The 24,153-nt window shown below is 71.3% G+C and carries 27 protein-coding genes; 15 read left to right on the forward strand and 12 right to left on the reverse strand.

All coding sequences use genetic code 11. The features are described 5' to 3' along the window. Window positions 1-159 precede the first annotated feature (159 nt). The 6 genes from ACYVF3_RS01250 (at window position 160) to dapC (ending at window position 5,860) form a co-directional block, all read left to right on the forward strand. Window positions 160-1,911: an ABC transporter family substrate-binding protein gene (locus ACYVF3_RS01250; RefSeq protein WP_461152437.1), complete on the forward strand. Its 1,752-nt coding sequence runs from the start codon at window positions 160-162 to the stop codon at window positions 1,909-1,911. 243 nt (window positions 1,912-2,154) lie between these two features. Further along, window positions 2,155-3,066, forward strand: coding sequence for an N-acetyl-1-D-myo-inositol-2-amino-2-deoxy-alpha-D-glucopyranoside deacetylase (mshB, locus tag ACYVF3_RS01255; RefSeq protein WP_461152438.1), 912 nt, complete (start codon window positions 2,155-2,157; stop codon window positions 3,064-3,066). Next, window positions 3,063-3,425: a hypothetical protein gene (locus ACYVF3_RS01260; protein WP_461152439.1), complete on the forward strand. Its 363-nt coding sequence runs from the start codon at window positions 3,063-3,065 to the stop codon at window positions 3,423-3,425. The genes mshB and ACYVF3_RS01260 overlap by 4 nt, the downstream gene beginning before the upstream one ends. Before the next feature lie 103 nt (window positions 3,426-3,528). Next, window positions 3,529-4,287, forward strand: coding sequence for a hypothetical protein (locus ACYVF3_RS01265; protein ID WP_461152440.1), 759 nt, complete (start codon window positions 3,529-3,531; stop codon window positions 4,285-4,287). 140 nt (window positions 4,288-4,427) lie between these two features. Next, entirely contained in the window at window positions 4,428-4,748 is a 321-nt protein-coding gene (fdxA, locus tag ACYVF3_RS01270) for a ferredoxin (protein WP_145742841.1), read from the forward strand. After that, window positions 4,745-5,860 carry a succinyldiaminopimelate transaminase gene (gene dapC / locus ACYVF3_RS01275; protein WP_461152441.1) on the forward strand — a complete coding sequence of 372 codons (1,116 nt, stop codon included), beginning with the start codon at window positions 4,745-4,747 and terminating at the stop codon, window positions 5,858-5,860. The genes fdxA and dapC overlap by 4 nt, the downstream gene beginning before the upstream one ends. A 79-nt stretch (window positions 5,861-5,939) precedes the next feature. On the opposite strand, the gene ACYVF3_RS01280 is transcribed toward dapC, so the two are convergent. The 7 genes from ACYVF3_RS01280 to ACYVF3_RS01310 all read right to left on the reverse strand — a co-directional run bounded on the left by ACYVF3_RS01280 (window position 5,940) and on the right by ACYVF3_RS01310 (window position 11,430). Continuing rightward, a complete protein-coding gene (locus ACYVF3_RS01280; RefSeq protein WP_461152442.1) occupies window positions 5,940-6,863 on the reverse strand; it encodes a CHAD domain-containing protein in 924 nt (307 codons plus the stop codon). Window positions 6,864-6,958: 95 nt separating this feature from the next. Further along, window positions 6,959-7,945 carry a 2,3,4,5-tetrahydropyridine-2,6-dicarboxylate N-succinyltransferase gene (dapD, locus tag ACYVF3_RS01285; protein WP_461152443.1) on the reverse strand — a complete coding sequence of 329 codons (987 nt, stop codon included), beginning with the start codon at window positions 7,943-7,945 and terminating at the stop codon, window positions 6,959-6,961. Window positions 7,946-7,997: 52 nt separating this feature from the next. Continuing rightward, entirely contained in the window at window positions 7,998-8,429 is a 432-nt protein-coding gene (locus tag ACYVF3_RS01290; RefSeq protein ID WP_461152444.1) for an LppA family lipoprotein, read from the reverse strand. A gap of 112 nt (window positions 8,430-8,541) precedes the next feature. Next, a complete protein-coding gene (locus ACYVF3_RS01295) occupies window positions 8,542-8,877 on the reverse strand; it encodes a hypothetical protein (RefSeq protein ID WP_461152445.1) in 336 nt (111 codons plus the stop codon). 5 nt (window positions 8,878-8,882) lie between these two features. Continuing rightward, the gene (locus tag ACYVF3_RS01300; RefSeq protein WP_461152446.1) at window positions 8,883-9,398 is read right to left on the reverse strand and encodes an LppA family lipoprotein; all 516 of its coding nucleotides are present in this window, start codon (window positions 9,396-9,398) and stop codon (window positions 8,883-8,885) included. Further along, window positions 9,398-11,140, reverse strand: a complete 1,743-nt coding sequence (locus ACYVF3_RS01305; RefSeq protein WP_461152447.1) for an alpha/beta hydrolase — start codon at window positions 11,138-11,140, stop codon at window positions 9,398-9,400. Before ACYVF3_RS01305 ends, ACYVF3_RS01300 begins: the two co-directional genes overlap by 1 nt. Next, on the reverse strand, window positions 11,137-11,430 hold the full coding sequence (locus tag ACYVF3_RS01310; protein ID WP_461152448.1) for a hypothetical protein: 294 nt from the start codon (window positions 11,428-11,430) through the stop codon (window positions 11,137-11,139). The genes ACYVF3_RS01305 and ACYVF3_RS01310 overlap by 4 nt, the downstream gene beginning before the upstream one ends. Window positions 11,431-11,558: 128 nt before the next feature. On the opposite strand from ACYVF3_RS01310, the gene dapE reads away from it, so the two are divergent. Continuing rightward, entirely contained in the window at window positions 11,559-12,635 is a 1,077-nt protein-coding gene (gene dapE / locus ACYVF3_RS01315; RefSeq protein ID WP_461152449.1) for a succinyl-diaminopimelate desuccinylase, read from the forward strand. 103 nt (window positions 12,636-12,738) lie between these two features. Here dapE and ACYVF3_RS01320 read toward each other — a convergent pair whose 3' ends face one another. Continuing rightward, a complete protein-coding gene (locus ACYVF3_RS01320) occupies window positions 12,739-13,665 on the reverse strand; it encodes a slipin family protein (protein ID WP_461152450.1) in 927 nt (308 codons plus the stop codon). 231 nt (window positions 13,666-13,896) lie between these two features. Between ACYVF3_RS01320 and ACYVF3_RS01325 the strand changes: the two genes are divergently transcribed. Together ACYVF3_RS01325 and ACYVF3_RS01330 are read left to right on the forward strand one after the other, a co-directional pair. After that, window positions 13,897-14,682, forward strand: coding sequence for an LOG family protein (locus tag ACYVF3_RS01325; protein ID WP_461152451.1), 786 nt, complete (start codon window positions 13,897-13,899; stop codon window positions 14,680-14,682). Next, window positions 14,679-15,230, forward strand: a complete 552-nt coding sequence (locus ACYVF3_RS01330) for an LOG family protein (RefSeq protein WP_461152452.1) — start codon at window positions 14,679-14,681, stop codon at window positions 15,228-15,230. The genes ACYVF3_RS01325 and ACYVF3_RS01330 overlap by 4 nt, the downstream gene beginning before the upstream one ends. Window positions 15,231-15,257: 27 nt before the next feature. Here the strand turns inward: ACYVF3_RS01330 and ACYVF3_RS01335 are convergent, their stop codons facing one another. Then, the gene (locus ACYVF3_RS01335; RefSeq protein WP_461152453.1) at window positions 15,258-15,611 is read right to left on the reverse strand and encodes a hypothetical protein; all 354 of its coding nucleotides are present in this window, start codon (window positions 15,609-15,611) and stop codon (window positions 15,258-15,260) included. A 227-nt stretch (window positions 15,612-15,838) separates the two neighbouring features. On the opposite strand from ACYVF3_RS01335, the gene ACYVF3_RS01340 reads away from it, so the two are divergent. The 3 genes from ACYVF3_RS01340 (at window position 15,839) to ACYVF3_RS01350 (ending at window position 17,288) form a co-directional block, all read left to right on the forward strand. Further along, window positions 15,839-16,168, forward strand: coding sequence for a PadR family transcriptional regulator (locus ACYVF3_RS01340; protein WP_461152454.1), 330 nt, complete (start codon window positions 15,839-15,841; stop codon window positions 16,166-16,168). Between the two features lie 192 nt (window positions 16,169-16,360). Beyond that, window positions 16,361-16,717 (forward strand): DivIVA domain-containing protein, encoded by a 357-nt coding sequence (locus ACYVF3_RS01345; protein ID WP_461152455.1) that lies wholly within the window; start codon window positions 16,361-16,363, stop codon window positions 16,715-16,717. After that, window positions 16,710-17,288 (forward strand): DNA-3-methyladenine glycosylase I, encoded by a 579-nt coding sequence (locus tag ACYVF3_RS01350; protein ID WP_461152456.1) that lies wholly within the window; start codon window positions 16,710-16,712, stop codon window positions 17,286-17,288. Before ACYVF3_RS01345 ends, ACYVF3_RS01350 begins: the two co-directional genes overlap by 8 nt. Window positions 17,289-17,342: 54 nt before the next feature. On the opposite strand, the gene ACYVF3_RS01355 is transcribed toward ACYVF3_RS01350, so the two are convergent. Then, window positions 17,343-18,125: an enoyl-CoA hydratase-related protein gene (locus ACYVF3_RS01355; protein WP_461152457.1), complete on the reverse strand. Its 783-nt coding sequence runs from the start codon at window positions 18,123-18,125 to the stop codon at window positions 17,343-17,345. 374 nt (window positions 18,126-18,499) lie between these two features. Between ACYVF3_RS01355 and ACYVF3_RS01360 the strand changes: the two genes are divergently transcribed. From ACYVF3_RS01360 to ACYVF3_RS01370, 3 genes are all read left to right on the forward strand, one after another. After that, entirely contained in the window at window positions 18,500-18,667 is a 168-nt protein-coding gene (locus ACYVF3_RS01360; RefSeq protein WP_009949794.1) for a DUF3117 domain-containing protein, read from the forward strand. A 245-nt stretch (window positions 18,668-18,912) separates the two neighbouring features. Beyond that, complete coding sequence (locus tag ACYVF3_RS01365) at window positions 18,913-20,445, forward strand: leucyl aminopeptidase family protein (protein WP_461152618.1); 1,533 nt, start codon at window positions 18,913-18,915, stop codon at window positions 20,443-20,445. Window positions 20,446-20,630: 185 nt separating this feature from the next. Then, window positions 20,631-21,812, forward strand: a complete 1,182-nt coding sequence (locus ACYVF3_RS01370; RefSeq protein ID WP_461152458.1) for an MFS transporter — start codon at window positions 20,631-20,633, stop codon at window positions 21,810-21,812. Window positions 21,813-21,815: 3 nt separating this feature from the next. On the opposite strand, the gene tatB is transcribed toward ACYVF3_RS01370, so the two are convergent. Together tatB and ACYVF3_RS01380 are read right to left on the reverse strand one after the other, a co-directional pair. Further along, complete coding sequence (gene tatB / locus ACYVF3_RS01375; RefSeq protein ID WP_461152459.1) at window positions 21,816-22,238, reverse strand: Sec-independent protein translocase protein TatB; 423 nt, start codon at window positions 22,236-22,238, stop codon at window positions 21,816-21,818. A gap of 156 nt (window positions 22,239-22,394) precedes the next feature. Beyond that, complete coding sequence (locus ACYVF3_RS01380; protein WP_461152460.1) at window positions 22,395-24,050, reverse strand: S1C family serine protease; 1,656 nt, start codon at window positions 24,048-24,050, stop codon at window positions 22,395-22,397. Window positions 24,051-24,153: the final 103 nt, after the last annotated feature.

Here is a 24,153-nt window from a genome sequence, read left to right on the forward strand (position 1 = left end):
CGGTGGGCCGGGGTTACGGTCGGTGACCCCGGTGACGATCTTCTGGGTGCTTGCGGAACCATGGGGGGCTCTCGCGCGTCCTGCGGTCGGATGTTGTCGTCCGGACGCGGGGTGCGTGGCCCCGGAACCTCCGGCGGCCGATGTGAGGGGAGGTTCGGCGTGTCCCAGGGTCGACGCCGCGCTAGGGGCGCGGTTCCCCTGCTGGTGACCGTCGTCAGCCTGGTTGCGGGCTGCACGGACGCGCCGCCGCCGCACCTGGTGGCGCCGGACCCGACCACCAGCGCACCCAGCACGAGCACGCCCGCCCAGCCGATGCCGATCGAGGTCGTCGTCGGCGTCGACGAGCTCGAAGGCGGGTTCAACCCGCACACGCTGGCCGACCTCTCACCGACCAGCTCCGCACTCGCGGGTCTGATGCTGCCCTCGGTCTTCCGGCCGGGTCCCGAAGGCGCGTTGCAGCTGGACACCAACCTGATGGAGTCCGCGGAGGTCGTCCCGGACACCGAGAAGTTCACCGTGCGGTACCGGATCAAGCGGCAGGCCAGCTGGTCCGACGGCGCCCCGATCGCCGCCGAGGACTTCGTCTACCTGTGGGAGCAGCTGCGGTCGCAACCGGGGGTGGCCGAACCGGCCGGCTACCGGATGATCGAGGACGTGGCCTCCCGGCAGGGCGGCAAGACCGTCGACGTCACCTTCAGCAAGCCCTTCGCGGGCTGGCAGACGCTGTTCACCAACCTGCTTCCCGCGCACCTGCTGCGCGCCGCCCCGCGCGGCTGGGCGACCGTCCTCGACGACGGCTACCCGGCCTCGGGCGGACCGTTCGCGATCCGCCAGGTCGACCTGGACCGCGGCGAGATCATCCTGGAGCGCAACGACCGCTACTGGGGACCCCCCGCGCAGTCCGACCGCATCGTGCTGCGCGCCGTCGACAAGGCCCGTCAGGTCGAAGCGCTGCGCAGCGGTGACAGCCACCTGGCCCTGTTCAGCGCCGACGCCGGGACCGTGCAGTCGCTGCGCGACCTCGGCGACCAGGTGCAGCTGATGACCGTGCCGCGACCGGCCACCATGGAGGTGCTGCTGCGGCAGGACAGCCGCGCGCTCGCCGACGTCAAGGTCCGGCAGGCGGTGCTGGCCGCCCTCGACCGCCCGGCGCTGATCCAGGCGGGGACCGGAGGCGGGCCCGGCGATCAGCTGCAGGCGCACGCGCAGGTCCTGGCACCGTCCGAGCACGGCTACACGCCGACCGAACCCGCGGGAACGCTGCCCAAGCGGCCGGACCCGGCGCAGGTCGAGCGGCTGCTGACCGAAGCCGGGTACCAGCGCAGCGGCACCTCGTGGCTCCGCGACGGACGCCCTCTCAACCTGGTGATCGCCGCGCCCTTCGAGCACGAGGGCTACATCAGCATCGCCGAGGCAGCCGCCCAGCAGCTCCGCGACCAGGGCATTCAGGCCACCGTCGTGACGCCCACCGGCGACCAGCTCTTCGGCGACATGCTCGCGACCGACCCGCACTCCGCGGAGAGCGGTACCTCCGGAACCGTCGACATGGCGGTGGCGCCGCGCCCGGCAGGCGGAGACCCCGCCGCCACCATGGCGTCGTCCTACGGCTGCCCCGGCGTCGACGGGGACAGCGAACAGCCGCTGCCCTACAACGCGGCGGGCTTCTGCGACGAGCTCCTGCAACCGACGATCGACGCGGCCCTCTCCGGCCGCACGTCGTTCCAGCAGGCCTCGGCCAACGTCGAGTCGGCGCTGTGGCGCGACGCCATCGCCCTGCCCCTCTACCAGCAGGCGCAGGTGCTGGCGCTCAGCAAGGACGCCAAGGGCGTACAAGCGGGCAACGGCTTCGCAGGCCCGTTCTCAACAGCAGCCCAATGGCTGGGAACACCAGCTGAGAACGACGGCTATTAATACTTCCGTGGTTACTTTGCTGGGCGGTGCGGGTAGCGGAACCTGACACGCCTTCTGGCTCCGGGATCCGCGACTTGAGTATTAGGAGATACGCGGCGCTGCGGCTGTCCTCACCAGAAGACGTGTCAGAACCCGCGGCGGTGCCGGTTGCTCGGGTGGGGCACGGAGAAAGGCGCCATCGGCGCTTGCCTGACGGTGGTGGGCGTTGCCGGTGTGGCACCCGGCTGGGATTAGGCTGGAACGGTGACGTTGACTGCTCCGCCGCGGTTGTTGCTGGTCCATGCTCATCCTGATGACGAGACCTTGTGGACTGGCGGGACGATCGCCCGCTACGCGGCACGCGGGGTGCAGGTGCACCTGGTGACCTGCACCCTCGGCGAGGAAGGCGAGGTCATCCCGGCGAGCTTGCAGGGCTTGGTCTCCGATCAGGCCGATCAGCTCGGCGGGTACCGCGTCGGTGAGCTCCGCTCGGCCTGCGCCGCGCTGCGGGTCGCCGAGCAGCGGTTCCTGGGAGGCGTCGGGAGGTGGCGCGACTCCGGGATGCTCTGGGAGCAGCCCGGTCAGGCGACCTCCCGTCCCGATCCGCACCCGCGCGCTTTCGCCGTCGGCGACCCCGAACCGCAGATCGCGGCCCTGGTGGACGTCCTCGACGAGGTGAAGCCGCAGGTGGTCGTGACCTACGCCGAGGATGGCGGCTACGGGCACCCGGACCACATCCGCGCCCACGAGATCACCCGGGCCGCCGTGCAGCGGGTCCAGGGCGTGGACCGGCTGTTCTACGCGGTTCCCTCGCGGGACGCGCTGGCCTCCGGGCTGGCCGATCTCGCCCGCTCCGACGACCTGCCGTTCGACCTGCCCGAACCGCACGAGCTGGCCAGCGTCGCAGACGAGTCCATCACCACCGTCATCGACATCGCCGAGCACCTGCCCGCCAAGATCAGCGCGCTGCGGGCGCACGGCACGCAGGTCAAGGTCTGGGTCGAGCAGTGGCGCAACGGCGATGGCGTCGCCTCCTACGCGCTGTCCAACGGGGTGGCGCACCCGGTGGTGGCCACCGAGCACTACGTGCTGGCCGACGGCTCGTCCGAGGGCTGCGAGACCGACCTGTTCGGCGGGCTCGGGGTGAGCGGCACCGAGCCGGTGGGCGACCGGTGACGCGCAGGGACGCGACCCTGTTCGGCTTCCTGCTGCTCGACACGGTCCTGCTGGCGATCCTGGAGCTGATGTACCTCCCGCTCTACATCGGGTCCGTGCAGTTCCCGATCACCGCGGCGGTCGCGGTGGTGACGACTCCGCTGCTGGTCGCCGAGGCCGGCCGGATCTCCCGGAGCCGGCGCGTGGCGGGCGCACCGCTGGTCCTGTGGTTCGTCGTGGTGCTGGTGTTCGGGGTCCTCGGGCCCGGCGGGGACGTCGTCCTGCTCGGCAGCGACTGGCGAACCCTGCTGCTCATCGCCGGAGGCACCCTGCCCAGCGCGATGATGCTCGGCATCGTCCTCGCCAAGCCCCCGCGCTGACGATCAGCCGCGACGCGAACCTCCGGCATCGCGCGGGCGAATCCTCGCCGCGCTCGCCGCGGTTCTCGTGCGGGTTCGGCAGAATGTGCGCCGGGAGGTCTTGATGGCTGAAGTGCTGACCGACGAGCGGATCGCCACCGTGCTGCGGCCGTTCGTGCGGGCCGCGACTCCGGTTCTGTCCGCGTTGCGGGAGGCCGACCCGGTCCGGCTGCGCGGACGGGAGATCGAGGCGCTGGGCGACGGGGCGGTGCACAAGCTGCTGCGGCAGCTCGACTCGATGCAGGTACCCGGCAGCTCCACCTGGGACGCGATGAGCGTTGACGAGCGCTGCGACTGGTGGACGCAGCGGGTCGGGCGGTTCCTCGCGCTGGCGGCCGGGCTGCCCCGGTTCGGCGGTGCGATCACGTCCCGGCTGCCGCTGCGCAACGCGCTGGGCATCACCGGGCAGAGCCTGGTGCTGTGCGCGATCGCCGGGGAGCACGAGGTCACCGACCCGGCCGTGAAGGTCCAGCTGATCGCCGAGGTGCTGCTGGGGCGCGAGATCAGCGCCGAGCTGGCCGCGGGCGGCGCCGAGGACGACGCGCGCACGCAGGAGCTCACCGAGGACATCGACGCCTCGAAGCGCAAGCACGGTAAAGCGACCGTGAAGGCAGTGGTGCGCACGGTGTGGCGGATGGCACGTGCTCTCTGGGAGATCGATTCGGAGCTCGACGGGAGGCCTCAGGGCAGGGCGCACCACCAGCTCATCGGGAACCTGCCCGTGGTCGGGGTCGTCGGTGGTTACCTGGGAGAACGTTCGGCCCTCAAGCGGATCGGCCGGAAGGGCGCGGAGTGGTTGCGCCTGAATGGTTTACCCCGTTAACTCCCGCGACGTAGAGTCGAACGGCCTCCCGAGCCGTGGGACCAGTTACGCGTTCAGGGGGGTGCGAGAGATACTGTCAGCAGTCGCGCCAGGAGATTCCTGAGCGCGCGTTGGACAACGCTTCGACCAGGAGTGCAACCGTGACCTACGTGATCGCCGAGCCGTGCGTGGACGTGCTCGACAAGGCATGCATCGAGGAGTGCCCTGTCGACTGCATCTACGAGGGCGGGCGGATGCTCTACATCCACCCCGATGAGTGCGTCGACTGCGGTGCCTGCGAACCGGTGTGCCCGGTCGAGGCCATCTACTACGAAGACGACGTGCCGGACGAGTGGGCCGCCTACACGAAGGCCAACGTGGACTTCTTCGACGACCTCGGCTCGCCGGGTGGCGCTGCGAAGGTGGGCAAGGTCAGCAAGGACGTCGAGCCCGTCACGAGCCTGCCGCCTCAGGGCGAATGAGCTCCGAAATCGGCCCGGGCGCAGCAGCGCCCGGGCCCCGGCTTCCCGACTTCCCGTGGGACTCGCTGGCGTCGCACAAGGCGACCGCCGGCGAGCACCCGGAAGGCATCGTCGACCTGTCCGTGGGGACCCCGGTCGACCCCGTTCCGGCGAAGCTGCAGGAAGCCCTCTCGGCGGTGGCCGATGTCCCGGGATACCCGACGACGCACGGCACGCCGGCCCTGCGCGAAGCGGCCGTCGAGTCGCTGCGCAGGCGGTACGGCATCACCGGTCTCGAACCGGACGCGGTGCTGCCGACCATCGGTTCCAAAGAGCTGGTCGCCTGGCTCCCGACGCTGCTCGGCGTGCGGCCCGGCGACGTGGTCGCGATCCCGGACCTGGCGTACCCGACCTACGAGGTCGGCGCGAAGATCGCCGGTGCCGAGGTCGTGCGGCTGGCCCCGGGTGAGCTGCCGCCCGCCGGGACCAAGCTGGTCTGGCTGAACTCGCCGTCCAACCCCACCGGCCGCGTGCTCGACGCCGACGAGCTCGGCAGGACGGTGCGCGCCGCGCAGGACGCGGGCGCCGTGGTGGCCTCCGACGAGTGCTACCTGGCGCTGGGCTGGGACGCCGAGCCGGTCTCGGTCCTGCACCCCTCGGTCGGTGCCGCCCGTGACGGGCTGCTGGCCGTGCACTCGCTGTCGAAGTCCTCGAACCTGGCCGGGTACCGCGCCGGGTTCGTCACCGGTGACCCGGTGCTGGTCGCGCGGCTGCTCGAACTGCGCAAGCACTCGGGGATGATCGTTCCGCGGCCGGTTCAGGAGGCCGTCACCGCCGCGCTGCGCGACGACGAGCACGTGACGGCGCAGCGCGATCTCTACGCGGCCCGCCGCGCCGTGCTGCGTCCCGCGCTGGAGTCGGCCGGGTTCACCATCGAGCACTCGCAGGCCGGGCTGTACCTGTGGTCGACCCGGGGCGAGGACGCCTGGGCGACGGTGGAATGGCTCGCGCAGCGGGGGATCCTGGTCGCCCCGGGCACGTTCTACGGACCTGGCGGTTCCCACCACGTCCGCATCGCCCTGACGGCGACCGATGAGCGGATCTCGGCTGCGGCGAAGCGGTTGGGTGCCTGATCGAGTGGTTTCGGTCCGAACCGTCCCATGATCATGACCGTTTTACCCGGTCGGTTCGGACCAAAACCGCCGGGGTGCCTCACACCTCCGCCGCCGCGGCGCTGAGCGCCTCCCAGGACTCCGGCCACCGGGCGCGGCGGTCCGCCTTGCGGACCTCCTCGCGTTCCACGAGACGTCCTGCGACCAAGGCGATGTCGGCTTCCGGACGTGGTCCGCGCTCGTCGAGCAACGCCCGGATCCGCTCCTCCGCCACGCACGCGTCCTGGTGCTCGCCGAGGACGTCCTGGAACCCCTTGGCCGCCTTGATCAGCCGCTTCACCGGGGCGCCGAGCAGCGGTTCGGCGAGCTCGGCGGTGTAGCGGACCTTCTTGCCGTCGATGCGCAGCGCGTGCAGCTCGGAGTCGTCCGGCTCGGCGGGCAGCGCGCGAACCGCCTTGCGCAGCTTGCGGAACTGCTTGCGCACGAGATCCCGCAGCTGCGACGCGGCGGCGGAATCGGAGCCCTCGCCCGGGAGTTCCCGCGCAGCGCGCGCCAGCGCCTCCAGCAGCCGCTGGTAGCGGTCGCTGTCCAGCGCGACCAGCATCTCGTCCCTGGCTCGCCGGTGCTCGCCGTCGAGCCCGGAGATCAGCCGCGCGGCGGCGGAGCGTTCGGGACCGCGCAGGTCGGCCGATTCCGCGCGGAGCCGCTCCAGCAGCACGTCCAGGTCCCGGACCGGGCCCAGCGCCCTGCCCAGCCAGCCGAGTTCGGCGCGCAGCGGTTCGGACCGGTCCTGGTCCAGGAACGGCCGGGCAGACCGCAGCATCGCGCGCATCCGCCGGACCGACACCCGCATCTGGTGCAGCTCCTCGGGATCTTCGCCGCTGCGCGTCCCGGACTCGTGCGCGCACAGCGCCCGCAGCCTCGCGTCCAGGCCGGCGCGGACGTGCTCGGCGACCGGCGCCTTCCGCCCGGCGGTGGCGGGTTCGGCGCCGAGCAGGTCTTCGAGCAGCGGCGAAGAGACCATTCCCCATGCTAGAACGGACAACTCGTGCGAATCGCTACTCCGATCGAAGCATGAAGGGCGCCTCCCCGCGGGGAGGCGCCCTTCATCGGGAACGCTCAGTCGTTGGCGTGCAGGGCGGCGTTGAGCTCGACCTTGCCGCCGCTCTTGGCCACGACCTCGACCGCTCCGCTGGTGGAGTTGCGGCGGAACAGCAGCCCGCCGTTGCCGGAGACCTCGGAGGCCTTGGTGATCGTGCCGTCCGGCAGCGTGATCTTGGTGCCCGCCGTGATGTACAGGCCCGCCTCGACGACGCAGTCGTCGCCCAGCGAGATGCCGATGCCGCCGTTGGCGCCGATCAGGCAGCGCTCACCGATGGAGATGACCTCCTTGCCGCCACCGGAGAGGGTGCCCATGATCGACGCGCCGCCGCCGACGTCCGAGCCGTCGCCGACCACGACACCGGCCGAGATGCGGCCCTCCACCATGGAGGCGCCCAGCGTCCCGGCGTTGAAGTTCACGAAGCCCTCGTGCATGACGGTCGTGCCGCTGGCCAGGTGAGCGCCCAGGCGGACCCGGTCGGCGTCGCCGATGCGGACGCCGGAGGGCGACACGTAGTCGACCATGCGCGGGAACTTGTCGATGCTGTGGACCGTCACCGGGCCGCGCGCCCGCAGCCGCAGCCGGGTCGCCTCGAAGCCCTCCACCGGGCACGGCCCGTGGTTGGTCCACACGACGTTGGCGAGCAGGCCGAACTGGCCGTCCAGGCTCACGCCGTGCGGGCGCACCAGGCGGTGCGACAGCAGGTGCAAGCGCAGGTAGGCGTCGTGCGCGTCGGCGGGAGCGTCGGCGAGCTTGGCGATGTCCACGCGGACCGCGATGATGTCGACGCCCCGGGCGTCATCCCGCCCGAGCAGCGCGACACCGGCTTCGCCGAGGGATTCGGCGGCCTGCTCCGCGGTCAGCTTGGTCGTGCCGGACTGGCCCGACTCGCTCAGCTTGACGGTCGGGAACCAGGTGTCGAGGACCGTGCCGTCGTCGGTCACGGTCGCGAGGCCCACGCCGTGGGCGCCCGTGGTCTGCGGGTCGGGGATGTTCGCGCTCATGCCCAAAACGGTAATCGGCAACGCCGCGCCCGGCCTGCACGGGGTGGGCTGATCAGCCCTTCGCCGCACCCGGGAGGTGGCACCCGGTCGTGAGCGTCAGGATCGTGCTGCGCGAGGTGCCGAAGGTGTAGACCGCGCCGTAGGAGTCGTTGCCGGTGATCTCGTGATCACCCGTGCGGTTGACGATGATCTCCGGCTCGACGAAGCCGTACTCCGCGGTGATCGACCGGACGATGGACACCGCGCTCGGCCAGTCCACGTCGGCGACGGGCTCGGCCGCCCGCCAGGACTCCAGCACCCGGCTCTCCGCGTCGGAATCGGCGAACTCCGCGCAGCTCGCTCTGCTCTGCGGTGCCGACACCGCCCACTCCAACGGCCCGACCAGTCGATCCAGCAGTTCGAGCAGCCGCTTCTGCATCTGCTCGTAGTGCGCGGTGATCTGCTCGATGCTGGGGCGCTGCTGCAGCGCACTTCGCGGGTCCAACGCGGGTACCCCCGTCACGGTCGGACGTAGATCCGGACGTTGAGAAATGATGCCGGACCGCCCGAGACCGCCTCACCCGACCTCCCCCAAGCGACCCTGTGAGGCTCGACACTCAGGCGAACAGGTTCAGCGCCATGCTCATCAGGACCAGCGCGACCACGGGCCCGGCCACCAGTCCGATCAGCCCGACGACCACCGCGGTGAGCGTCGAGTCCGGCCGCCGGACCCGGAACCACAGGTACACCGGTCCGGCGAGCAGCACCAGCACGGCTAGCCCGGTCGCGATCCCCCTCGGCGTGCAACCGCCCTCGCCGCCCGGCTGGCAGGGGACCGAAGCTCCCCAGATACCGACGAAGGCGGTGAAGGCGGCGATCGGCAGCGCCGTGAGGGTGGCCAGCACGGCGAAGATCACCGCAGCCGGGCGACCGCTGGTGTCCGGTGCGCTCACCGAGCTCACCCCTTCGCCGACTGGAGCAGGTGGCAGCCGGTGCGCACGCTCAGCACGGTGTTGGCCGCAGCGCCGAGCTGGAGCCGGGCGCCGTAGGAGTTGTGCAGCTCGACCTTGTGATCACCGGGCCGGTCGGTGACCACGTGCAGCTCGGTGAACCCGCGAGAAGAACCCACCTCGGTGGCGATCCGCAGCGCTGAAGCCCACTTCTCCTCGGGCACCCCGCCGGACTGCATCCAGGTGGCCAGGGTGCGCTGCTCGGCGCCGGGCACGTCGGCGAACTCCGGGCACGCCGATTCCCCGGTGTTGCCCTTGTCCACGAACTCCGGCAGCCCGAGCTCGGTCACCAGCCGGTCGCGCAGCTCCTGCTGCATCCGGTCGTAGTCGGCGGTGACCTCTTCCAGGCTGGGGCGTTGCCGCAGCGCGTCGAGCCCGTCTCGCATGTCTCTCCCGTCGGGGTCGCCCGCCGCGCATCCGGCGAGGAGCGCGGCGCCCATGACCAGTGTGGCGAATCGCCTCATCAGAACAGGTCCTTGATGTCGGAAATCCGGTCGCTGCCCCAGTCGTGGAGGGCCGAAGCGCCCTCCTGGGCCTGGTGCGGGACGTAGGACAGCGCGTCGCCCACGCCGTCGGTCTTGCCCTGCACCGCGTTCTCCGGGACGCCACCCACCACCGAGGCGATGTTGTGCTGGCTCGTGGTGTCCGGCTGCAGGTAGTCGCTGTGACCGGTGACCTGCCCGCCCTCGCCGGAGGACTCGGTGGACAGGTCGGTGAACCCGTCCATGTGCGACGGGTCGCCGCCGAACCGGCCGAAGTCGGCGACCGGGTCGTCCTTCGCCTCCAGCCGGTAGGTGTGGCCCTCCGGGACGTGCACGTCCTCGATGTCGTTGGTGCCGACGCCGGGGGAGCCGTAGATGATCGCGTCGTCCACGCCGTGCCCGCCGCCCTGCAGCGCGTAGCCGGTGGTGGTCGAGCCGTAGGAGTGGCCGATCGCGGTCAGGTGCGGATCGTCGTCGCGAGAGCTGTTGATGCCCTTGTAGAACTCGTTGAGCTTCGCCCCGCCCTCCTCGGCGGAGTTCGAGCTGACCACGGAATCGCCCAGCACGTCGGTGTTCTCGGACTCCTGCGGAGCCTCGTAGCCCAGCCAGAACACGCCCGCGACCTCGCCGTCCTCGCCGGAGCGCAGCATCTCCCGCTGGGATTCGGCGACCAGCTCCTGGGTTTCGGCGTCGGCGCCCTTGAGGCTGCCCTCGGCGGTGGTCGTGTAGCCGGGGGTGAACACCGAGACGTGGTCGGCGGTGTCCACGTTGCCCACGCCCACGGCGGTCTTCAGCCGCTCGCCGCTCGCGTCCAGGACCAGCAGCTGCCGGTTGTCGCGGGCGATGGTGTCCTCGACCGCGTCGAGGCCCTTGAGCTTCGCGTCGATCTGGTCGGCCTTCTCCTGCTCGTCCTCGCTGATCCCGCCCTGCGCCAAGCGGTTCCGCTCACCGCGCAGCTGCGCCCGGGTGTCGGCGAGGTTGGCGCGGTTCGCCGTGTCGCGCACGACCGCCGGGATGCCGTCGCGGTTGCCCAGCCACGCGGGCGCGCTGTCCCGCAGCGCCGTGCGCTGCTCGTCGGACAGCGACTTCCACCAGTCCGCGTTCGCCTGCGCGGTGTTGTGCGGCGGTTTTCCGGCGGAGTCGGCGAGCGCCATCACCTCGTCGGTCCTGGCCGCGTCGGACAGGGACGTGCCCTGGCCCGGCTCGATCTCGTCCTCCTCCGCCGCGGTGAGGGTCTTGGCCAGCGCGGCGTCGATGGCTTCTGCCCGGTCGAGGATCTTCTCGATCTCGTCGACCAGTCCGTCGCGAACCTTGAGCCGCTCGGCCTTGACCTGCTCCACCTGATCGGCGGGGACGTCCTGGGGCGGGGCGACGTCGCGGACGCCGCCCGCCTCGGTGATCTGGAAGCCGTGCGCGCGGGCCTCGTGGTCGGCCGCGTCGACGCGGCGCGCGAGCGCGGTGACGTCGTCGGCCGCCGCGGCCACCGCCACCCGCACGGTCGCCACCTCGGCGACCAGCGAGCGCATCCCGTCGATCAGGCGTCGGTGCTGGTCGGCCGCGCGCTGGGCGGCCTCGCCGGTCCAGCCGTCCGGGTTGCGGGCGCCGTCGAGCTCGTCCTGCAGGGCGACCAGCCGGTCCCTCCGCTTGCCGAGCTCGCCGTGCACCGCGTCGAGGCGCTCGCCGTTCCAGCGGCGCACGTCGGCGTAGTCGACCACCGCGCTCACCGCCCCGTCGCGCTGATGCTCTCGGCGCTGCCGGAATCGGTGCGCTCGTAGGTCTTGCCGGCGTCGGCGAGGGACTTGCCGTGCGCGGTCGCGTCCTCGCTCCACTTCGCGAGCGCGCGCTGCCAGCTCTGCGCGACCTTCGCCGACGCTCCCTCGCTCTTGCCTCCGGGCAGAGCCTCGGCGATGTCCTGCACCGGGTCGGCGATGCGCACCCGGCCAGCCTGCTCACCAGCGGATTGCGCGCTGCGCTCTGCGTGGTGCAGCGCCTCCGGTTCCGCCCTGTAACCCATGCCAGCCTCCGGGAGCCCACCAGTTCGATGCGGGAGCCTAGCCCGCTGTCCCGGGGTGTGATGTCGGATCCCGCGATCTGGTTCCCGCCTGTGCTGCTCGCGCTGGTCAGCGGAGTAGCCTGCCGGGCGTGACCGCTTCGTTGGACCTCACGTCGGACCCCGTCGAGCTGACCGCCGCGCTGGTGGACATCCCCAGCGTCTCCGGGTCGGAGAAGACCATCGCTGACGCGGTGGAGCAGGCGCTGCGCGAGCAGGCCCCGCACCTGGAGGTGATCCGCAACGGCGAGGCCGTGCTGGCGCGGACCCGCCTCGGCAGGGACGCCCGGGTCGTGCTCGCCGGGCACCTCGACACCGTGCCGATCAACGACAACCTGCCGTCGCGGCGAACCGGTTCCGGCGAGGACGAGCTGCTGCACGGCTGCGGCACCACCGACATGAAGAGCGGCGACGCCGTGATGCTGAACCTGGCGGCGACGCTCACCGAGCCGCGCCACGACCTGACCTTCGTGTTCTACGACTGCGAGGAGATCGAGGCCGAGCGCAACGGTCTCGGCCGCATCGAGCGCGAGCTGCCGGAATGGCTCGACGGCGACCTGGCGGTGGTGTGCGAGCCGTCGAACGCGTCGATCGAGGCCGGGTGCCAGGGCACGATCCGCGTCGAGGTCAGCACTACCGGCACCCGCGCGCACACCGCCCGGGCGTGGATGGGGGAGAACGCCATCCACGCCGCGCAGCTGATCCTGCAGCGGCTGGTGGAGCACACCCCGCGCAACCCGGTGATCGACGGGCTCCAGTACCGCGAGGGCCTGCAGGCCGTGAAGATCACCGGCGGTGTCGCGGGCAACGTCGTCCCGGACTCGTGCGTGGTCACCGTCAACCACCGCTTCGCCCCGGACAAGTCCGCCGAGCAGGCGGAAGCGGAGCTGCGGGAGCTGTTCGCCGGTTACGAGGTCGTGGTCACCGACCTGTCGGCCGGTGCCCTGCCCGGTCTGACCTCCCCGGCCGCCGCCGAGCTGGTCGAGGCATCGGACGCGGAGCCGGTGGCGAAGCTCGGGTGGACCGACGTCGCCCGCTTCGCGGCCCGAGGGCTCCCGGCGGTCAACTTCGGCCCGGGCAACCCCACCCTCGCCCACACCCAGCAGGAACACGTGCGCACCACCGAGATCCGGCAGTGCGCGGCCACCCTCCACCGCTTCCTGTCCTGACTCGGAGGTACCCCTCCGCCGCGTAGGCGCATTCGAATTTCGCGCGAGGTCATTTCCCTCGGGGGTGGGGAAGTTTTCATGAAAACTTCCCCACCCCCGAGGATCAGGCGGTGCCGAGGGGTTCGGTGTCCTGGGGTTCCTCCGCGTCCCGCTGCTGGGGCAGGGCTGCCGCGGGGGCGGTGTCGGTGAGCTCGGCGGCTCTGCGCTCGGTGTCGGTGAGCTCCGGGGCCTCCTCGGGTTCGGGTTCTTCCGGTTGTTCCGCTGCCGGGTTCTCGCCCTGCTGCTGCACGGCGTCGACGAACCGCAGGAGTTCCACCGGGAACGGCAGCACCAGGGTCGAGTTCTTCTCGGCGGCGACCTCCACGACGGTCTCCAACAGGCGCAGCTGCAGCGCGGTCGGGGTGTCGGACATGACCCGCGCGGCGTCCGAAAGCCTGCGGGACGCTTGGAACTCGCCGTCCGCCGAGATCACCCGCGACCGGCGTTCGCGTTCGGCTTCGGCCTGGCGGGCGATCGAGCGCTTCATCGACTCCGGCAACGAGACGTCCTTGATCTCCACCCGGTCGATGTGCACGCCCCAGCCCAGCGCCGGGCTGTCGATCATCAGCTCCAGGCCCTGGTTGAGCTGCTCGCGGTTGGACAGCAGGTCGTCGAGATCGCTCTTGCCGATGATCGAGCGCAGCGAGGTCTGCGCGACCTGACCGATCGCGAACAGGTAGTCCTCGACGTTGACCACGGCCCTGGCCGCGTCCTCGACCCGGAAGTACACCACCGCGTCGACCCGGACCGTGACGTTGTCGCGGGTGATGCCCTCCTGCGCGGGCACCGGCATCGTCACGATCTGCATGTTGACCTTCTGCAGCCGGTCCACCGCCGGAACGATCGCGGTGATGCCGGGGCCGCGGGTGCGCTCCTGCAGCCGGCCGAAGCGAAGCACAACGCCTCGCTCGTACTGCTTGACGATCTTGATGCTCGATGCGGCGCCGATGACGGCGACCACGAGGATGGCGATGAGGAGTTCGATGAGCATGACCGGCTCCCGGGCTCGCTGGGAACGGTCCGACGGCGCTGAGCGCCTGCGTAGATCGCGGAGCAGATCTGCGTGTCGCGCCCGGCTCGCGTCGCCGGCGCCGCTAGATCTTTTCTTTCGATCGTACGCCGTGCGACAGCCCTGTGAATCCCCCGTGAACAGGCATTTCACCCCGTCTGCGCAGCGGCGGGGCGGCTCGGGGAACGATCGGCGCGTGCGTAGGCTCGTCCCATGACAGTCGATGGCCAGTGGGGTGAACCCAACGGTGCGGAGCGTCCGCACGAGAAGCAACGCGGCCCGGTGGTGCTGCGCCGCTCGCGCCTGAGCGAACCGACGACCACCGACCAGCGCCTGCTGGACTCCAGAGGACCGTCGGACTGGGTGCACACCGACCCGTGGCGGGTGCTGCGCATCCAGGCCGAGTTCGTCGAGGGCTTCGGCGCACTGGCAGAGGTCCCGCGCGCGGTCACCGTCTTCGGATCCGCGCGCACCCCGCGCGATCACCCCGAGTACGCCACCGGCGTGGAGCTCGGCAAGGAGCTCGCGGGGATCGGGTGCGCCGCGATCACCGGTGGCGGCCCCGGAACGATGGAGGCGGTCAACCGCGGTGCCTCCGAAGCCGGCGGGCTGTCGATCGGCCTGGGCATCGAGCTGCCCTTCGAGCAGGGCCTGAACCCGTGGGTCGACCTGGGCGTCAACTTCCGCTACTTCTTCGTCCGCAAGACGATGTTCATGAAGTACGCGCAGGCGTTCATCTGCCTGCCGGGCGGTTTCGGCACCATGGACGAGCTCTTCGAGGCGCTGACCCTGGTGCAGACCAAGAAGGTCACCAAGTTCCCGGTGGTGCTCTTCGGCACGGACTACTGGCAGGGTCTCTACGACTGGATCAGGGACCACATGCTCGAAGGCGGCAAGATCGGCGAGAAGGACATGGCGCTGCTGCACGTCACCGACGACGTCGACGACGCGGTGTCGATCGTGCAGGAGGCCTACGAGGCTTGGGAGGCAGCGCATTGAGCACCCCGTCGGCGGACGTCTCGGTCTGCGTCTACTGCGCGTCCGGACCGGTGTCGCAGGACTACCTGGACCTGGCCGCCGAGGTGGGTCGCAAGATCGCCAAGCGCGGCTGGACGCTGGTCTCCGGCGGCGGCAAGGTCTCGATGATGGGCGAGATCGCCCGCGCGGCCCGCTCCGACGGCGGCCGCACCATCGGCGTCATCCCACGCGCCCTGGTCGACCTCGAAGTCGGTGACACCGACTCGGACGAGCTGCTGGTCGTGGACACCATGCGCGAGCGCAAGGGGCTGATGGACGCCCACGCGAACGCGTTCCTGACGCTGCCCGGCGGCATCGGCACCTGCGAAGAGCTCTTCGAGATCTGGACCGCCCGCTACCTGGGCATGCACAGCAAGCCGGTGGTGCTGCTGGACCCGGACGGGCACTTCACGGGCCTGCTGGACTGGCTCACCGGCTTGGTGGAGAGCGGGTTCGCCTCGCAGCGCTCGCTGGACCTGCTCACGGTGACCTCGGACGTCGACGAGGCGCTGGACGCGCTGGTCGGCTGAGCGCCGCGGCGTCTCCGGACGAGGGCCTCAGGCGACGCCGACGGCCGTGCGGATCAGGTGGGTGAGCGCGGGGATCGGGATGTCCGAGCGGACCTCGCGCAGGATCGGGGCGAGCCGGATCCAGAACGACTGCACCCGCGGTGCGCTGGGCCGTTCGGCCGCGAGCTCGTCGACCAGCTCGTCGAGCCGCCACTTCGCCTCGTCCAGGTCGAGGCTCGGTTCGGGGTGCTGGTCGAGGACTTCGACCATCGAGTTCAGGTAGACGCGGACCTGGTCGAGCGCGGCGAGCCTGGTGTCGCTCTCGGAGTTGTCCGTGGGCTTCGGCGCCGTCCTGTCGAGCAGGTCGGCGCCGTTGGTCGGGTCGGCTTCGCGGTCGGGCACGATATCGGCTCCTGATCGGGTCTGCCGGTGGAGAACGAGTCTCCGGTCTCGTTCTCCGAGTGTGCTCGGATCAGCCGATCGGGAGCGTCCGTTCGGGGTCGTACCACCCGAACGGCCGACTCAAGTTGCTGTGATTCAACTCATGCGGGTCCGGATCGGGAAAGGACCTTGGTCCTCTTGTGCGGAGGCGGTGACAGTGCCCGCAAATACCCGTAGAGTCACTACCTGTGAAGGCTGACGCGCTCCGCGGCCACTTGGACGCCCTGCTCCTGGCCACCCTCGACGGCAAGGCGTTGCACGGTTACGCCATCATCGAGGCCTTGCAGGAACGCAGTGGTGGCGCCCTGGACCTGCCCACCGGCACGGTCTACCCGGCGCTGCGCAGACTCGAGCGAGCCGGATTCGTGCAGAGTTCCTGGAGCACCGTTGGCGGACGCCAGCGACGCACGTACCGGCTCACCCAGGCGGGCTCCCACACCCTCCAGGCGGAACGCCGCGCCTGGCGCGAATTCACCCACGCCATCGAAGGCGTCCTGACAGCACCCGCCAAGACCTAGGAGCGGTTTCGGGCCGCCCGGCTGCCGGTGCGTAGACGGGTGGGAGGTGGGGGAAGTTTTCATGAGAACTTCCCCCGTCACCCCGGACGGCCGCAGGTCCTGAAGACTAGTCAGGTTCCGCTGCGCTAACCGACCGCTGGAACAACGCCGGTACTTCGACGGGTGGTCGGTGGGGCGTGCCACGATTGTCCCGTGGCTAGTGCGCTCATCTACCTGTTCGTGGTGCTTGCGGTCGCGGCCGCGGTGTACCTGCTGGCTTCGCTGGTCTTCGGGCGCGGCGAGCAGCTCGCGCCGCTGCCACCGGGCTCCACGCCCACCCGGCTGCCCTCCCTCGACGTCGAGGGTTCCGACGTGCGCGCGCTCCGGTTCCAGCAGGTCCTGCGCGGCTACAAGGTCACCGAGGTCGACTGGGTGCTGGACCGGCTGGCGGGGGAGCTCGACGACCTGCACGGCAGGATCGCGGTCCTGGAGCGCCAGCTCGACGCCGCCGGGCAGGAGCTCGACAAGGCGCGCAGCGCGACGACCGAGGGCGGTGCCGAGGATGAGTGAGAGTGCCGCCGTGATCGGCGAGGACGGCCGGTCGCGCTGCCCGTGGGGCGCAGGTCAGCCGGACTACGTCGCCTACCACGACCAGGAGTGGGGCGTGCCGCTGCGCGGAGTCCCCGAGCTCTACGAGCGGATCACCCTGGAGTCGTTCCAGTCGGGCCTGTCGTGGCTGACGATCCTGCGCAAGCGCCCGGCGTTCCGGGAGGCCTTCGCCGGTTTCGACCCGGAATCGGTGGCCGCCTTCGGCGAGGACGACCGGCAGCGGCTACTCGGCGATGCCTCCATCGTCCGCAACCGGGCCAAGATCGACGCCGCGATCACCAACGCCAGGGCGGTCCTGGAGCTCGACCGCCCGCTCGACGACCTCCTCTGGTCCTTCGCCCCGCCGGAGCGCGCGGAGTCCGAGCGCCCGGTCGGGCTCGGCGACGTCCCGGCGATCACCGACGAGTCCAAGGCCATGGCCAAGGAGCTCAAGCGCCTCGGCTTCGTCTTCGTCGGCCCCACCACCTGCTACGCGCTCATGCAGGCCACCGGCATGGTCGACGACCACCTCAAGGACTGCTGGCGGGCCTGATCGGCCCGGTGCCGGCGGATCTCAGCGCGATCCGCCGGCACCTCGGCCGGGAGATCAGCGGCCGGTGAAGTTCGGCGTCCGCTTCTCGACGAAGGCGGCCACGGCCTCCTTGTGGTCGGTGGTGAGACCGGCTTCGTTCTGGGCGCCCGCCTCGACCGCGAGCGCTTCGTCGAGGGCTTCCGCCGAGGCGGCCTGGACGGCCTCCTTGATGCGCGCGTAGGCGAAGGTCGGGCCCGCGGCCATCCGGGTCGCCAGCTCCATCGCGACGGTCAGCGCGTCGTCCACGACCTGGTTGACCATGCCGATGCGCAGCGCCTCCTCGGCCTGCACCGGCTGCGCCAGCAGCAGCATCTCCATCGCCCGGCCGTAGCCGATCAGCCGCGGCAGCGTCCAGGACGCGCCGGAATCGGTCGACAGCCCCACGTTGGCGAAGGCCATCAGGAACTTCGATCCCGTCGCGGAGATCCGCAGGTCGCTGGCGTAGGCCAGCGAGGCGCCCGCCCCGGCGGCGGTGCCGTTCACCGCGGCGATCACCGGCTTGGGCATGGTCGCCAGCGCCTTCGTGATCGGGTTGTAGTGCTCCTCGACTGTCCGCAGCGGGCTCGGATCGCCGCTGGCGAGGAGCTCGATGTGCTCCTTGAGGTCCTGTCCCGCGCAGAACGCCTTGCCCGCGCCGGTGATCACCAGGGCGCGCACCGAGTCGTCCGCCGCTGCCTCGCGCAGGGCCGCCAGCAGCGCCTGCTTGAGCTCGATGTTGAGCGAGTTGAACGACTCAGGGCGGTTCAACGTGAGCAGCCGCACACCCGCGGTGTCCTCGGTCAGCAGTACGTCGGTCACTCCAAGCTCCTTGCCTTGACGTCCGTTGTGGCGGGTCGCGCGAGCACTTCCACTGTGGACCGCGCGGCCGGCGCGCCGTCCCGAGTAGACGGTGTCCCCGCTGGTCGCCGGGATGGCAGCCGCGAGACCGGTGACACGCCGGAGCGAAACGACTCCTCACGGTGATCGCGAGGAGCTCCCGCGACGTGCCGAATGGCGCCGAAACACCCCACACGAACGGTGAGTCTGCCAGTCGTCGGCGATATTCGACCAGCGCACGGGCGACACGAGTTGATCGGTTCGGTTTCGTCCACGCCTCGGGATAGGGGAGAATGGGGCGGACCCGGACTGGTTGTGGCGACCAGCGGGGGAAGATTTCACGGAGGGAGCACGCTATGGCGGCCATGAAGCCCCGGACCGGTGACGGTCCCCTCGAGGTGACTAAGGAGGGACGCGGCATCGTGATGCGCGTTCCGCTCGAGGGTGGTGGGCGGCTCGTCGTCGAGATGTCGGTCGAGGAGGCCAAGAACCTGGGCGACGCCCTGGAGTCGGCCACCGGCTGAGGCCGCCGAGCGGCCCGGGACGCGCTGCCGGCCGACCCCGGTCACGGCGCCTCCGGCCCAGGCGACAACTCCAACAATCAGGTCGACGTGGAGTGGCGAGAACTCGCCGCTGTCGGGCCCCGGTGCTCAGCGCGGTGCCGGGGCCTCTCGTCGACGCCAGCTCGAGCTCGCACGGCCGGTCCGTGCAGGAAGGTCTTCTCGTGTCCGGTTCCTCCGTGTTCCGTTCCGCCCAGCCCGCCCGCGGGGTGGAGCCAGAACTGCCCGTGATCCCGACCGCACTGGTCGAAGTGGACGTCGTGCAGCGGTGGCGGGACGGAGTGCCGGGCGCGACGGCGGTCTTCGAGGGCGAGGACGGCCCGGACCTGGCCGCTGCGGCCGAGCAGTTCTCTGTGGACGCCGACGTGCTCACCGCGATCGGTGCTTCCGCGTCGGCCGGGGACGCCAAGGCGTTCCCGCTGCGCTCCGGCGCCCTCGGCTGGGCCGTGGGCGTGGGGTCCGGCGAGCCGGAGAAGTGGCGCACCGCCGGTGCGGCGCTGGCGCGCTCGGTGCGCGACCGGCTCTCCGCGGCCGTCGACGGCGAATCCGAACCCGGCGACCTCGGCGACGCGTCCGACGCCGACTACCTGCAGATCCGGTTGCCCGAGGACGCCGATGACGAGCTCGTCGGCGAGCTCACCCTGGGCCTCGCGCTCGGCGGCTACCGGTTCAAGGTGACCGACGAGCCGGCCCCGCCGCGACTGCGCAAGGTCCTGCTGGTCGCCCCGGAGGGCGTCGACGTGACCGCGCTGCGCGAGTCCGTTCGCCGCAGCCGCGAGCTGGCGACGGCCACCGCGCTGGCCCGCGACCTGGCCAACGCTCCCTCCAACGTCAAGCACCCGGCCTGGTTGACCGGGCTGGCCGCCGAGCTCGCCGGACCGGTCCCGAACCTCACCGCGACCGTGCGGGACGAGAAGTGGCTGGCCGACAACGGTTTCGGCGGCATCCTCGCGGTCGGCGGCGGTTCGTCCCGGCCTCCGCGACTGCTGCAGCTCGACCACCGGCCGCAGGACGCGACGGGCCCCCACCTGGTGCTGGTGGGCAAGGGCATCACCTTCGACACCGGCGGCATCTCGCTCAAGCCCGCCGACGGCATGCACCTGATGCGCACCGACATGTCGGGCGGCGCGGCGGTCATCGGCGCGATGCTGACGATCGCCCGGCTCGGCCTGCCGATCAAGGTGACGGGCCTGGTGCCCGCCGCCGAGAACCACGTCTCCGGCACCGCCTACCGGCCCGGCGACGTCGTGCGGCACTACGGCGGCAAGACGACCGAGGTCGGCAACACCGACGCCGAAGGCCGGATGGTGCTGGCCGACGCGATGGCCTACGCGGTCGACAAGCTTCAGCCCGATCTGCTGGTGGACGTCGCGACGCTGACCGGCGCGATGAAGGTCGCGCTCGGGCTGCGCACCGGCGGCCTGCTGGCCAACGACGACGAGCTGGCCGAGCAGGTCACCGACGCCGGTGCTCGGGTCGGCGAGGCCTGGTGGCGGATGCCGCTGCTGGAGGACCACGCCGACGCGGTCGAGGGCTCGCTCTCCGACGTCAAGCAGACCCCGGTGGGTCCCGGCGGCGTCACCGCCGCGCTGTTCCTCCGCGAGTTCACCGGTGGCGTCCGCTGGGCGCACCTGGACATCGCCGGCCCGGCGCGGGCGGACAAGGACTACTCCGAGGTGACCGTGGGCGGCACCGGCTTCGCCGCCCGCACCCTCGCCGAGCTCGCAGCCTCGCTGACCTGAAGACGTTCTCTGACCTGAAGACGGTCTCTGCGGTTCCCGGCCGGGTGGGTGGTGGGGAAGTTTTCATGAAAACTTCCCCACCACCACGTCGCAGGACCGACGCACTCGGCGTGAGGCACGTGCCACCCGTGATGACCCGCACGCTCGCGAGCGCCGGCGATCGGGTGGTGTTTAACGTCTAAAGCATGGTGTCGGGCGGACGTGTGCGGAGGATCCGGTTCGCGCTGCTGCTCGGAGCGCTGGCGCTGTTCGCCCTGCTCTACGCGCCGCAGCCGGTCCTGCCGCAGATGGCCGCCGAGTACGGGCTGAACCCGGGCGCGGCGGCGCTGCTGGTGTCGGCCGCGACGCTCGGGTTGGCGATCTCGGCAATCCCGCTGGGCACGCTGTCGGAAGCCGTCGGCCGCCGCCGAACCATGATCACGACCCTGGTGATCGCCCAGCTCCTCGGCCTGGTGCTGCCGTGGGTGCACTCGTTCCCGCTGATGGTGGGGATCCGGCTGGTGCAGGGCGCGGCGATCGCCGGTCTCGCGGCCGTCGCGACGGCCTACCTCGTCGACGAGACCGGCGGCGTCCGGCTGGGCACGTCCGTCGGGCTCTACGTCGCGGGCACCACCATCGGCGGGATGACCGGCCGGTTGCTCGGCGGCGTCGTCGGCGACTTCTGGGGTTGGTCCGGCGGTGTCCTCGCGGTCGCCGCGCTCGCCGGGGTCTGCACGATCGCCTTCGTCCTGCTGCTGCCCCCGGAGCGCTACCACGAGCGGAAACCGCTGCGCTGGAGACCGCTGATCGGGGGTCTCGGCGCTGCGCTGCGCGATCCCGGGCTCTACCCGCCGTACCTGGTCGCCGCGCTGGGCATGGGCAGCTTCGTGACGGTCTACAACGTGCTCGGCTTCCGCATCACCGCGCCGCCGCTGCTGCTGCCTCCGGCGCTGGCGGCGCTGGCGTTCCTCGCCTACGCGGCGGGAACCGTCACCTCGGCGCTGGCCGGGCGGGCGGCGGACCGCTGGGGCCGGGTGCGGGTGCTGCTGCTGAGCCTCGCGGTCACGGTCGTCGGCCTGCTGCTGATGCTGCCCGACTCGATCCCGGTGATCCTGCTGGGGCTGGTGATCTTCACCGGGGGCTTCTTCGGCGCGCATTCGGTGGCCAACGGCTGGGTGGGGGCCCGGGCGTCGAAGGAGGCCCGCGGCCAGGCCTCAGCGCTCTACCAGCTCGCCTACTACGGCGGCAGCAGCGTCGGCGGTGTCCTCGGCGGGATCGCCTACGGCGCCTGGGGCTGGTCGGGCATGTCGGCCCTGCTCACCGCGTGGCTCGCCGCAGCGGGACTCGTCGTCGTGCTCTCCCGGTTCACCGCACACGCGCGCAGCTGAGCGTCAGGTGGCGTCCGTGTCGTACGGCGGGCGCTCGCCCGGGGCCAGCGGGCGTTCGGCCGGTTTGGGGGCCGGGGCGGCCGACGGCGAGTGACCGTTGGTGCTGGGCGTGGAGCCGCTGAGCGGGGAGGAGTTCTTGGTGAACTCCTCGAACGGGTTCTCCCCGTCCAGCAGGTGCTTGGTCACCGCGGTCTTGGGGTTGAAGTTGCGGACGCTGCGGAGCTCGTCGAGCGGCTTCTTCAGCTCGTCGAACTCCGGGCCGATCTCCGACTTGATCTGCTCGCGGGCACCGGTCGCGTACTCCCTGACCTGGCGGACCGTCTTGCCCAGCCACGCGGCGCCCTGCGGCAGCCGCTCGGGGCCGAGCACGAACAACCCGACCATGGCGAGAATCAGGAGCTCGGGCCAGCCGACGCTATCGAACACCTCTCGACTCCTCTGGGATCCTCGCGGCTCGGGGACCGACGCCGAGCTGCCGACACCACAAGCCTACCGATCGGGTGACGCAGGTCGAAGAGGGGAACTGGCCCAACCTCAACCTGTGCGCGAACGGTGTCGCACTGTTCACACCGATGTGATCGGTCATTTCAGCGTCACGTCGAGGACCAGTTCACGGCCCTGCCGGACCACGGTCACGGGGACGCGCTCGCCGACCTGGTGCCGGTCCACTGCCACGATGAGTTCGTCGGCGCTGCCGACCTTGCGGTCGCCGACCTTGATGACCACGTCTCCTTCGGCCATCCCGCCACCTGCGGCGGAACTGCCGTCCTGCACGTTCTGCACCTGCGCGCCGTCGGCCAGGCCGTCGCTGACGGACTTGACGTTCACGCCGAGGTCGGCGTGCCGGACGGTGCCGGTGCGGATGAGCTCCTGCGCGATCCGCCGGACGTCGTCGATCGGGATCGCGAACCCGAGACCGATCGAGCCGCCCTCGCCGCCCGAACCGAGCGTGCGGATGGCGCTGTTGATGCCGACCACCGCGCCGGACCCGTCGACCAGCGCACCACCGGAGTTGCCCGGGTTGATGGCGGCGTCGGTCTGGATGGCGTCGATGACCGCGTTGGTGTCGGTGCCCTCGCCGGCCAGCCTCACGGGCCGGTGCACCGAGCTGACGATGCCCGTGGTGACGGTGCCCGCCAGGCCCAGCGGCGAACCGATGGCGATCACGTCGTCGCCGACCCGCAGCTTGTCCGAGTCGCCGAGCTGGGCGATCGTCGGGTTGGCGACCTCGACCTTGAGCACCGCGAGGTCGGTCTTGACATCCCGGCCCACGACCCGTGCCGGAGCCCGGGTGCCGTCGTGGAAGACCGTCGAGACCTGCGCGTTGGGCGTGTCGGCGGCCATCGAGACCACGTGGTTGTTGGTCACCACGTAGCCGTTGCCGTCGATGACCACACCCGATCCGGAACCACCCTGCCCGCCGATGCGGACCTCGATGGACACGACCGTGGGCACGACGCGCTGCGCCACCTTGGACACCGGTCCGCTCGGCCGGTCACCCGCGCTCTGATCGACCTCGGCGAGCGTGACGTCGGGGTTGACCAGCGGGTTCCCCTCCTCGGCTGTGATCCGGCCGAGGAAACCGCCTGCGAGACCGACCAGCAGCGCGACCACACCGAGGATCGCCAGCGCGCGCGGGTGCACGCGACGGCCGAGCAACACCTCGCGGGCGCTGAGCAGCGGACCCGGCTCCCGATCGCCGTCGTCGTCGGACTTGTCCTCGGGCACCGCAGGCGGGCCGAGGATCGCTCCCGCGGCCGGATCGCGCCACGGGTCCCGGTCGCCGGAGTTCCACAGCGGCGAGTCGGCCTCGGCCCCCGGGGTCATCGGCTTCTCGCCCGGCGCGCGCTGCAGCCGGTCGTCGCTGTGGGGCGGGCGGCCGAACGCCTGCACCAGCGCGTCCGGCGGGGGAGGGGCCTGCTCGATCCCGCGCGCCCGCAGGCCGTGCTCGTCCGGGTCGAAGCTGCCGGACACGCCCTTCGGGCGGGCGAAGGCGTTGCGCTGCGAGGGGTCGACGTCCGGGCGGTCCAGCGGGCGCGGCCGGAGCCGCTCAGGAGTGCGCCCGTTGGCCTCGGGGGGCTGGGCGGGTGCTGAGGAGAAGCGGTCGGCCGGGACGCCGCGGCCCGTCATGGGGCCGCCTTGCCACGGGTGCACCGGTTCGGCGCCCTGCTGACCCCGCGCAGTGTCGTCCCGGCGCTCGCCGGGACCCTGCTCGGGCGTTCCTCGCTGGTCGCTCATCGTTCCCCGGGCTGTCCGATCGGGCTCGTCGCTTCGAGTGGATCACACGGGCGCGCAGCCCGCCTCACCGGCATGGTGCCGACGAACCCATCTTGCCCGCAGC

This window comes from Saccharopolyspora tripterygii (genome assembly GCF_054778355.1).